Source organism: Streptomyces sp. NPDC058534 (genome assembly GCF_042717365.1).
Classification (GTDB): Bacteria; Actinomycetota; Actinomycetes; order Streptomycetales; family Streptomycetaceae; genus Streptomyces.
The window spans coordinates 1-2,249 of sequence record NZ_JBHXNW010000177.1; the positions used below are offsets into that span (position 1 = coordinate 1).

1 protein-coding gene is annotated in these 2,249 nt (G+C 68.2%); it reads right to left on the reverse strand.

Annotated elements, in window-relative coordinates:
• On the reverse strand, positions 1-2,244 hold a 2,244-nt coding region (locus tag ACFWR9_RS42595), incomplete at its 3' end, for an amino acid adenylation domain-containing protein (protein WP_383853047.1).
• Between the last annotated feature and the right edge of the window lie 5 nt (positions 2,245-2,249).

The following is a 2,249-nucleotide window of genomic DNA, read 5'->3' on the forward strand; positions in this document are numbered from 1 at the left end:
CGCGAACACCTGACACACCAGCTCCTCAGCCACCGTAGCCGGACCCCGCCCACCGCCAGACGAATACCCCGGCGCGGGGAGCGCTGCCCGGTCCACCTTGCCGTTCACCGACAAGGGCAGCTCGTCGAGTACCACGACGGCAGAGGGCACCATGTACTCCGGCAACCGGGCGCTCACAAAGGCACGCACTTCGCCGGACAGTTCATCGCCCAACCCACCATCACCCTCGGGCACGACATACGCGACGAGGCGCTCATCACCCTGAGTCTCCTCACGGGCGACCACCACCGCCCGAGCCACCTCGGGATGTGCCGCCAGGACGGCCTCGACCTCACCCGGCTCGACCCGGAAGCCCCGCACCTTCACCTGATCGTCCGCACGGCCGACGAACACGAGCTGCCCGTCCGCGGTCCACCGCGCCAGGTCACCGGTCCGGTACATCCGCTCGCCCGAATCGCCGATCGGGCAGGCCACAAACCGCTCCGCCGTCAGCCCCGGTCGCTCGTGGTATCCGCGTGCCAGGCCCGTGCCGGCCACATACAGCTCCCCCGCCACACCCGGCGGCACCGGCTCCAGGAACCGGTCCAGGACATAGACGCGGGTGTTGTCGACCGGTCGGCCGATCGGGACACTCCCACCTGCCGCCTCACTCGTACCTCCGTGCCATGACGTGGAATCGACCGTGGTCTCCGTCAGCCCGTAGACGTTGTGCAACTCCACATCCAACAGGCTCGTAACCCGTTGATGCAGAGCGCCCGTCAGCGCCTCACCACCGCAGAACAGCATCCGTAGACTCGTGCAATCGCCCGCCGCGGACTCGGCGACGAACACCGACAGCATCGAAGGTACGAAGTGCGCGGCGGTGACTTCCTCACGCCGCATCAAGTCCGCCAGGTATGCCGGATCGCGGTGGCCATCCGGCGCTGCGATCACCAACGCCGCCCCGGACATCAACGGCCACCACAGTTCCCATACCGACGCGTCGAACCCGAACGGCGTTTTGTGCAGCACTCGGTCCGACGCCTCCAGCCCGAACACCCGCTGCGCCCAGAGCAGGTGGTTGGTCAGGCCGCCGTGGGTGACCACCACACCCTTCGGCCGCCCCGTCGATCCGGACGTGTACATCACATACGCCGCATGCCCGGATGTCAGGACCGGACCCGTCCACTCACCCCTCCCAGCCGGCTCCGCCTCGTCGACGGCAAGCACGGGCACGGCCAGTTCTGCCGGAAGTTCGCCAGCCTGCGCACGCGTCGTGAGCACACAGGGCGGGCGAGCGTCGGACAGCGTGAACGCGATCCGCTCAGAGGGGTGGTCCGGATCGACGGGGAGATAGGCAGCACCGGCCTTCCACACCGCCAGCAAAGTCACTACCTGCTCAACCGACCGCTCCAGCATGACCGCCGCCACCGACTCCGGCCCCACACCCCGAGAGGTCAGCTCCCCCGCCAACCGGTTCGCGCGCTCATCCAACTCCCCATACGACAAGCGCTCATTCCCATACACCACCGCCACCGCACCCGGATCCCGCAGCACCCGATCCTCAAACAGCGCCAGCCAGGTGGTCTCCGGCCTCGGTACGACGGTGTCGTTCCAGTCGGTCACCACCTGGCGCCGTTCCGCCTCCGACAACACGTGGACCTGCCCCACCCGAGCCTGCGGGGCTGCGGCCACCAGCGTCAGAACCTTCACCAACCGCTCAGCGACCGCGTCCACGGTTTCCGCGTCGAACAGATCCGCCGCCCCGGTAACCGACCCCCGCAGCCCCACCGGGCGACCCTCACCGTCAGTCACCTCACCCAACGACACATCGAGATCGAACTTCGCCACCCGCAGACCGCCGGACACCGGCGCCACCCGTAGACCGGGGAGGTCCAGCCTCGCCTGACCCAGATTCTGGAGAGTGAGCATCACCTGGAACAGCGGATGCCGCGCCAGCGACCGGTCCGGTGCCAGCACCTCCACCAGGCGCTCGAACGGCACCTCCTGATGCTCCAAAGCTGCCAAGCTTGTCTCCCGCACCCGCCCCAGCAGCTCACCGAACGTGGGATCCCCCGACACATCCGTACGCAACACCAACGTGTTGACGAAGAACCCCACCAGATCATCGAGGGCCTGATCCGTGCGCCCCGCAACCGCCGTACCGACGGGAATGTCCTCGCCCGCCCCCAGCCGGGACAGCAGCACCGCCAGCGCGGCCTGCACCACCATGAACAGGGTCACACCCTGCTCCCGCGCCAACACCGCCA